At 51.7% G+C, this 7411-nt stretch carries 8 protein-coding genes and 1 pseudogene; 2 read left to right on the top strand and 7 right to left on the bottom strand.

The window, feature by feature from the left end; translation table 11 throughout:
- The 3 genes from BM036_RS05635 to BM036_RS05625 all read right to left on the bottom strand — a co-directional run.
- The coding region (locus BM036_RS05635; RefSeq protein WP_091849739.1) for a thiolase family protein at positions 1 to 1013 on the bottom strand (1013 nt) is incomplete at its 3' end.
- Positions 1006 to 1878, bottom strand: coding sequence for a CoA transferase (locus BM036_RS05630; protein ID WP_218144778.1), 873 nt, complete (start codon positions 1876 to 1878; stop codon positions 1006 to 1008). The genes BM036_RS05630 and BM036_RS05635, both read right to left, overlap by 8 nt.
- A gap of 65 nt (positions 1879 to 1943) precedes the next feature.
- A complete protein-coding gene (locus BM036_RS05625; RefSeq protein WP_091849382.1) occupies positions 1944 to 2228 on the bottom strand; it encodes a hypothetical protein in 285 nt (94 codons plus the stop codon).
- Between the two features lie 102 nt (positions 2229 to 2330).
- Here BM036_RS05625 and BM036_RS19815 point away from each other — a divergent pair, with 102 nt between their 5' ends.
- Together BM036_RS19815 and BM036_RS05620 are read left to right on the top strand one after the other, a co-directional pair.
- Positions 2331 to 3188 carry a hypothetical protein gene (locus BM036_RS19815; protein WP_143066567.1) on the top strand — a complete coding sequence of 286 codons (858 nt, stop codon included), beginning with the start codon at positions 2331 to 2333 and terminating at the stop codon, positions 3186 to 3188.
- Positions 3189 to 3252: 64 nt separating this feature from the next.
- Positions 3253 to 3669, top strand: coding sequence for a hypothetical protein (locus tag BM036_RS05620; RefSeq protein ID WP_091849381.1), 417 nt, complete (start codon positions 3253 to 3255; stop codon positions 3667 to 3669).
- Here BM036_RS05620 and BM036_RS05615 read toward each other — a convergent pair.
- The 4 genes and pseudogenes from BM036_RS05615 to BM036_RS05600 form a co-directional block, all read right to left on the bottom strand.
- Positions 3650 to 4782 (bottom strand): IS3 family transposase gene (locus tag BM036_RS05615; RefSeq protein ID WP_091849737.1). Its coding sequence is split into 2 segments (ribosomal slippage): positions 3650 to 4524 and positions 4524 to 4782, totalling 1134 coding nucleotides; the frame shifts between segments, so codons are not numbered across the junction. The genes BM036_RS05620 and BM036_RS05615 overlap by 20 nt on opposite strands.
- A 67-nt stretch (positions 4783 to 4849) precedes the next feature.
- A pseudogene (locus BM036_RS20510) lies at positions 4850 to 5116 on the bottom strand (helix-turn-helix domain-containing protein); the annotation flags it as partial.
- A 342-nt stretch (positions 5117 to 5458) separates the two neighbouring features.
- Positions 5459 to 6097 carry a gamma-mobile-trio protein GmtX gene (gene gmtX, locus BM036_RS05605; RefSeq protein ID WP_091849379.1) on the bottom strand — a complete coding sequence of 213 codons (639 nt, stop codon included), beginning with the start codon at positions 6095 to 6097 and terminating at the stop codon, positions 5459 to 5461.
- The coding region (locus tag BM036_RS05600; protein WP_245742496.1) for a tyrosine-type recombinase/integrase at positions 6090 to 7411 on the bottom strand (1322 nt) is incomplete at its 5' end. The genes BM036_RS05600 and gmtX, both read right to left, overlap by 8 nt.

Raw genomic sequence — 7411 nt, 5'->3', positions numbered from 1 at the left:
ACATTGAGCTTGTCATCCGGAATATCGAATTCGCGCTGAAACATCAGCGGTACGCCTGCAAAAGCCTCGTTGACCTCGTACAAATCAATGTCCGCCGCGCTTAGTCCCGCCATTTTTAGTGCCTTGTGGGTAGCCTCAAGTATGGCGGTGAACTGGATCACGGGGTCCGCACCGGCGACCGACATAGCACGAAAGCGGGCGCGTGGTTTGAGGCCTTTTTGTTCAGCGTATCCACGATCAGCGACTAGTAGTGCCGCCGCACCGTCGCTAACCTGAGATGCGTTCGCGGCCGTCGTGCGGCCATTTTTCGCAAAGACCGTCTTCAGGCCCGCTATCTTCTCCGTATCGAGATGCTCGCGAATGCCCTCATCAGCGGTAATACATGGACCGTTGGGGTCTTGGGGATCGGCGGTGATTGGCACCATCTGTTTGACAAAAGCACCAGCCCTGGTAGCAGCGAAAGCCCGCTCATGACTTCGAACGCTGTAAGCATCAAGTTCCTCGCGGCTAATCCCGAAGCGATCGTTCATGAGTTCGGAACTTGGCCCCTGTGCCATAAGTCGACCGTCGTAGCGTTCCAGCTCAAGCGGTCCGTACTGCGGGCCGAGTGGCGCACCTGGCTGAAATGCTGACGGCATAGTCACCTGCGACATCGATTCAACCCCACCTGCGATCACCAGATCATAGCTGCCAGCCATGACACCATGGGCGGCAAAGCTGACTGCCTGCTGTCCGGAACCACATTGGCGGTCCACAGTTACTGCGGGCACGGACTCGGGTAAGCCGGCGGAAAGCACGGCGTGGCGGGCGATGTTGGAGGACTGTTGGTCGTGCTGCAGCACGCAGCCAGCGATCACGTCGTCGATTGTGGATGGATCAACTCCGCTGCGATCGACAAGATATCTTAGAGTGCAGCCGAGCAGGTCGGCGGGATGCCATTGGCTCAGTATTCCACCACGTCTGCCGACCGGGGTTCTTACGGCATCGACGATGACTGCTTCACGATTAGTCATTTGTTACTCCGGAGGTAGGGGTCTTGACTTCGGCCAGAGGAATATCGTGTTCGCGACCGATCGCTTCCCAGTAGCTTGTCGTCCGTGTTTTGAAAGTGGACTCGAGCTCCTCAATCGTACGACCGATATGCTCTGAAACCCGGGCGGCAAAGTGGGGCTCGAGCGCACCGAGAGCGACATAGCCGTCCAAAGTGGGATAAATGCGGTAGGTGGGTAACGCTCCTCCCAGAGGCGTTGCAGGCCCCATCAGACCGTGGCGAACTGCGGCACCAGCCATCTGAGCGGCATGGTCAAGTACTATCTTGTAGCCGCCACCCCTACCAACGCGCGTTCGACTCAGGAGTCCCGCGACCGCAGCAGAGACCGCACGCTCAGCTCCCAGCAAGTCCGCCACCGGAACGAGTGGCATGGTCGGCGGGCACAACGTGCCGTGTGCAGCCTGATAGGTCAGATCGTGCCCGGGAACTTCAGCCGCATCTCCGTCGTGGCCGACTATTTCGACGTGAACCAGAGCAGGATGAGTCTCGGAGAGTCGGTGCAGGTCAAGACGGTTTAACGCAGACGGACGCATGGCCGTTATTAGGGCATCAGCATCTGCAAGGTAATTATCAAGACGGCCTCGCTGTTCGGACTGCTTGAGATCCAGGACAACGATCTCTTGATCAGCCACAAGCTCGTCGTACCAAGCTCGGGCCACTGCAGCAAGCGGATCACCAGCTGGGGGCTCAATTTTGGTGACCTGTGCACCCATGCTAGCCAGTTGCGCGGCCGCGATGGGGCCTGGCAGGTTGGAGGCGAGCGAGACGACCCGAATCCCGATCAGTGGCTCCGGTGCAGAAGCGCTCATTAAAGCAACCGATTTCATCACTATCACCTGTCGAATACATCAACACTATACAACTGTATAGCATGATATACGAAGGTACAATATCAACCTTTCTGGTAACTCTTGAAGGTGGTCCTGTTTCCCACCTTGAGAGTGTCTCCCGCTGCAGAGCAATCGAACCACCAGGTTGCGTCGACCGTCTTGGGCCCGTCTTCTCCGGGAACGATCAAGCTATGGATCTTCCTATCAGGGTTGCCGCCGAAAGCTGGATAGTAGTGTTCGGTGCTCCCGTCCCCAGAAAAGCTCATGGCCAGGTGGCCCATGCCTATTGAATCGAGCATGTCCTGGACCTCAGGGCTGTCTGTGACCCGCCTTATGTAGCCGCACATTACAAACCTCCTTTTTGGCAATAACTGAGTCAGAACCTGAAAACGAACAGTCAAAGAGTCAATTTTGCTATAGTAAACTGGATACCGTGATAGGGGACAGGGATGCTCTGGAATAAGTCAACTCGGAGACACTTGAGGGGTTCAATTAAAGCTCAATGGGCTGCGGTTATTGTCGCCATAATTGCAATACCAGTTCCTATCGTATGGCAAATTATCAGTTCTGCTAAGACCGAACCGATACCTTCTGCTTGCGTCCCCTTCTTCGATAAGAGAAGCATAAAGGTTGAAGAGCTTTATCAGACTATAGGGGAATTGGCAGCTTCTGCTTTGAAAAGCCCTAGAATCATAAAGAGCATGACTGTTAACGAATCATATTCACAAATAGATTCAGATGATGAATTTCCTAAAAACTCTATTCAATATTTGGTAAACTGCTCACAAAAGCTGATTAACTCGTATGATCCACCACCTTTGCAAAAAGCAGATCTTGCGGTATTCGCTATTTACGAAATGCACAATGATGAATACATTATTGAAACCGCCAAAATGTATACTGAGATAGCCAATAAATCGAATCCTGACAACATTTACAAGGAAGTAGAAGGATTAACATATGAATACATGAAGTACTTTGAAGAATTTGATCCAGCTGGTTTGTCAGATGTGAAAATTATAGGTCACGCCCTAGCCATTCAGGCCACTCACTCAATATTGCAGAACATTGCAGAGGAGCATGGTCTAGGAATTGCGCATTCATCAATTCATAGATTACTTACAGAAGCTATAAATTCTGTCGATAGTTTATGCGCTGATGGTCAAATTAAAGCGTGGGAGCAAGATATAGAGTTAAATCTTAAAACCGCAGCTGAAAATTCAATACCGTCATATAGGTCCGACACATGGGAAGAAATGCTTGCTCGTAGAGAACATTCTAAAACCCGTCGTGACAACTGTGAATAGGAAACGTTGAAGTGGCTCAAATCTGCTTTACAGGTTAATAAAATACACCAAAAGCGGATTCACCATGACTGACATTCCTGAAAACCAAGTAATTGATTTCGAAATTTCGAAAGCTCACCTAGAAGCGACCGGTTGGAGCCTCAACCAGTTCGAGCGCTCTAACCCTTTCGACTGCCATGCAGTCTACGTCTATGATTTCCGGTTTCAGACACCTGAGCTATTTACCTTCCCCATTAACGATTTCAACGATCGGATCGTGGAGCAGCCAGCTCAGGTACTCGCCACCGTTCTGGAACAGTGGATGAAAAAAAGGCATCGGAAGAAGCTGAAAGGCAGAGAACGCCGGGCCCTCCCCGGCGTGATTGCCGACTATGTGAAGGCCTCACAGTCCTACCGGGCCTGGCTTACACGAAAATCAGCCAATGACCGGATGCATGCCTTCATTGACCTGCCCCCAGTCTTTAATCCAACTGCTCCCTAGTAATGTCCGTTACTTTTGAATCAGTTTTTCCAAGTCTGAGAGCAGAGGCAAACTCCAGAGGTGTCTGATACCCCAAGGATGAATGCGGTCGCTGCTCATTGTAGTCCAAGCGCCAGTTGCTGATCTTGTCCCGGGCGTGGGCGAGATCCCGGAACCAGTGTTCATTCAGACACTCATCCCGGAATTTGCCGTTAAAGCTCTCAACGTACCCATTCTGCATCGGCTTTCCTGGCTGAATTAGCTTCAGTTCAACGCCATGGCGGTAGGCCCATTGATCGAGCGCTCTGCCAGTGAATTCCGGTCCCTGGTCGGTTCTAACGGCTTTCGGATAGCCTCGGAAGGCCGCAATGCCATCCAGGGTACGGACAACCTGTTCACCCGAGATGCCCATGGCCACGGGGATGTCGAGGCATTCCTTCGTGAAGTCATCCACGATCGTCAGGCATTTGATCCTGCGGCCGTTAGCCAGGGAATCCATCACGAAATCCATGGACCACGTATGGTTTGGTGCATCGGGCAGCACCAAGGGCTGCCGTTCGACCATCACCCCTTTACGGCGCTTGCGTTTGCGGACGGCCAAGCCTGCTTCCCGGTAAAGTCGATAAACCTTCTTGTGATTCACCTCAGCACCCTCACGACGCAGCAACTGATGAACACGCCGGTACCCGAACCGGCGACGTTCGAACGCAATGGCTTTGATGCGCTCTGTCAGTTCACGCTCCTCTGGAGAACGCTGAGACTGATACCGCATCGTTGCGCGGGATAACCCGACGAGTGAACAGGCTTTGCGCTCGGATATCGTCGTCTCCGACAGCATGGTACGCACAGCCTCGCGCTTGTTCCCGACGGTCAGTACTTTCGGTTGAGGGCGGCCTTCAGAGCTTCTGTGTCCAGCATGGACTCGGCCAGCAACTTCTTGAGCCGGGCGTTCTCTTCCTCCAGGGCCTTCAAACGACGGGCCTCAGAGACCTCCAAACCACCGTATTTCTTACGCCAGGTGTAGAAGGTTGCGTCCGAGATGTTGTACTTTCGGCACAGCTCTTTGACCGGAAGGCCAGCCTCGGCTTCCTTCAGAATGGGAATGATCTGTTCTTCGGTGAATCGCTTCTTCATGTTCATCGTCCTCTCTGGTGATGAACATTACTAAGATCAGGATGGATTAGAAAGTTGGGTGCAGGTCAGGTAAGTCGCCGACCTTTGCCTGAAGCTTACGGGCAATCTTGACGGCGCTGAGCTTGGGAAATTGCTTGAGCAAATGCACCAGGTAATCCCGGTGATCGTCGAGGCGCTTGGTGCGTGAGGGATCTTCAATCTGTTCTGTGATCGCGTTCTCCTCCATCCGCAGATACTTGCGTACGGTGTTGCGGGATAACCCCAGTTCCTGGCTGATGGCGCGGATCGACAGTCCTTTACCGTTATCGTGCAGTGCCTTGATCTTGTGTATCACAACCCACTCCTTCACTGACATGCCCCCGGCCATCGATAAAAGCGGGGGACAGTAGCTGGTTCTGTGGCCTGACGGCCACTCGGAGGTGGGTCAAAATTAATGGCCAGTAGTGGGTCACTTTAATTGGCCACTAACAGCAGTATTTTAAGCAGCTGTCAGGCGTCTAGGATATCGGGGGCTTGCCAACAAGCCGAAATCGGGTAACTTTAAGGGGTGAGCCGGATCGTTCAACAAACGACTGTTTGATGATAAGGTGTTTTTGGTTGTCGCTAGTTGCATGCAATTCATTAACCGCGGCAACGAGCCTTTTTATATGAACATTGGCTAAAAGCGCTGCTATGCTTATGGGCCAATATCCAGACTCAGCAATTTCTCGATTCCATCTACAAAGCCGTTTCGAAAGATTATTTTTCCGGTGTGATCTTTGATGCTGCCACGGTCTGTTTTAGTCCAGCCCTTTACTTTCAGGGATTCCTCAGAAATGGCGTCTTTCAATGCATCAATCTCATGGTTCAACAAGCGCGGCAAACGCGATTCAGGCGTGTCTTCAGTATCGGCTCGATAATCAATTTCCAGTTTCTTGATCGATGCAAACCTTTTATTTTCGGCCCGCAATTTACGGACCTTCGAAATCAGATCGAGTATGAGGTAGTGGTGGGTTTTATTGCTTACTTCGTCAACCCAATCGTACTCTCCCGAAGGCGTGGTCTGTGCTTTGATCGCTTTCTTTTTCTTGTTTCCAAGCGCTTGCCAAGCCTCAATAACCGCTCTGTAGGCAGCCCCGGTTTTGTTTCGGATGGTTTGGCTGCTCGGAACGCCACGGCTGGCGCCCAATTTCGCAATCGTTGCGACTTTGAAGTCAACCGCACCAGACTCGTAATGTTCCTTGCACACGGCCTGAATCGCCTCCAAGGACTTCCTCGAACGAGAACTTTTCAATTGTCCCAGAACGGCCTCGTAGACCTCTTTTGGTTCACTCATTGCAGCTCTCAATTCCTAGTGAAAACTTCAAAGATGCATTCATGGCGGACTCGATCTCTTGGCGCACATCGCCTAACTGTAATGGCCCCGCGAGGTCTTCCAGAGTGATTTGGCCATTGATCAGCTGGTCAGCAACGTGCCAGTTATTTTGTGTCACTTGCATAATCAGCCGAACGACCTGATTAGCAGCTTTGAGCTGCTGATCCTCTGTCAGGCGGAATATCGCGGGAGCGATCCCATTGGTATCCGCCAATTTATCGAGCATTTGACTCAGCAAGGGACGTGCTCTGGAGGCGCTGGCACTTTCGTAAATTTCAGCATTAGCGCAAACCTCGGCAAGCAACCTGAACTCGCTGCTTTGCTCCTCCAAATGCATCCCCATTTCCACGTAATTGTCGCTAACAATCAGTTGGTGCTGGCCTGTCTCCGAGCTGATCAGTAGTTCGGTAGCTTGCGAAATCAGCCGGTATAAGTGCTGCAGATCCGTGAGAAGCATGTCGAGCTTCTTGGCCCTCTCTTCATACGCCGAGGTGATCTTTTTCAGCGTTCTCTCTTGGCCAAAAAACTGTCCTGAAGACTCGGCATCATATCGCTCGTCATCCAGTATCTGCCTTTTTTCTTCTAGTTCATGGTATTCCTCGCGGGTGACGTTGATCTCCAGAATGATTTCGTTGGCAATGGCCGACAAACCTCCCAAAAACGCCGGACCCGTGATGAAGAATCTGCATTGAGGACAATTTCTAGACCCGAGGTAGCCACTGGGAACTGGCGAATAAATTGCTTCAGTCTTCCGCTCAACCAGTGTATGGCCACCTTCGCTACACTTGGTCCCGCTCATGGGGCAGATACCTATGCTCATGAGCTGGAAGGCTCCAGAAGGCCAATCAGGTGTCAGACACTGATCCATAATGGCTCGATCTGTAGCGATCAACTCCGGGCGAGCCTCTTCGATTTTTTTTTGGATGATAAGGTCTTCGTAACGGCGGTGGCTCTGCTCAAGTGCCCGTTTTTCAGCCGCCGCCATCTCCATCCGCATTTTGCTGGCCCCCACTTTCGTGTAGTAAATCGTCATCACCAGCGATGCATGACCAACTAGCTTCGAGATTACTGTGATGGGCGCTCTGCCATCGACAATGTAGGCAGTGATAAGGCTGACGCGCAAAGCGTGAGGGGTAAATTGGCTCCTATACTCCACACTGTTCTTTTTCTCGATTTTCTCTGCTAGTGTTCCGTCCGGGTATTTCCTAAGCGCATATATGCTATAATTCGAGCTATTATTCACGAGTTTGGAGACTCTGTTTTGGCCCGGAAACC

It is taken from the genome of Marinobacter segnicrescens, assembly GCF_900111555.1.
Classification (GTDB): domain Bacteria; phylum Pseudomonadota; class Gammaproteobacteria; order Pseudomonadales; family Oleiphilaceae; genus Marinobacter; species Marinobacter segnicrescens.
Note: the sequence above shows the minus strand (reverse complement) of the source record. Positions and strands in the feature narration are given on the sequence as shown.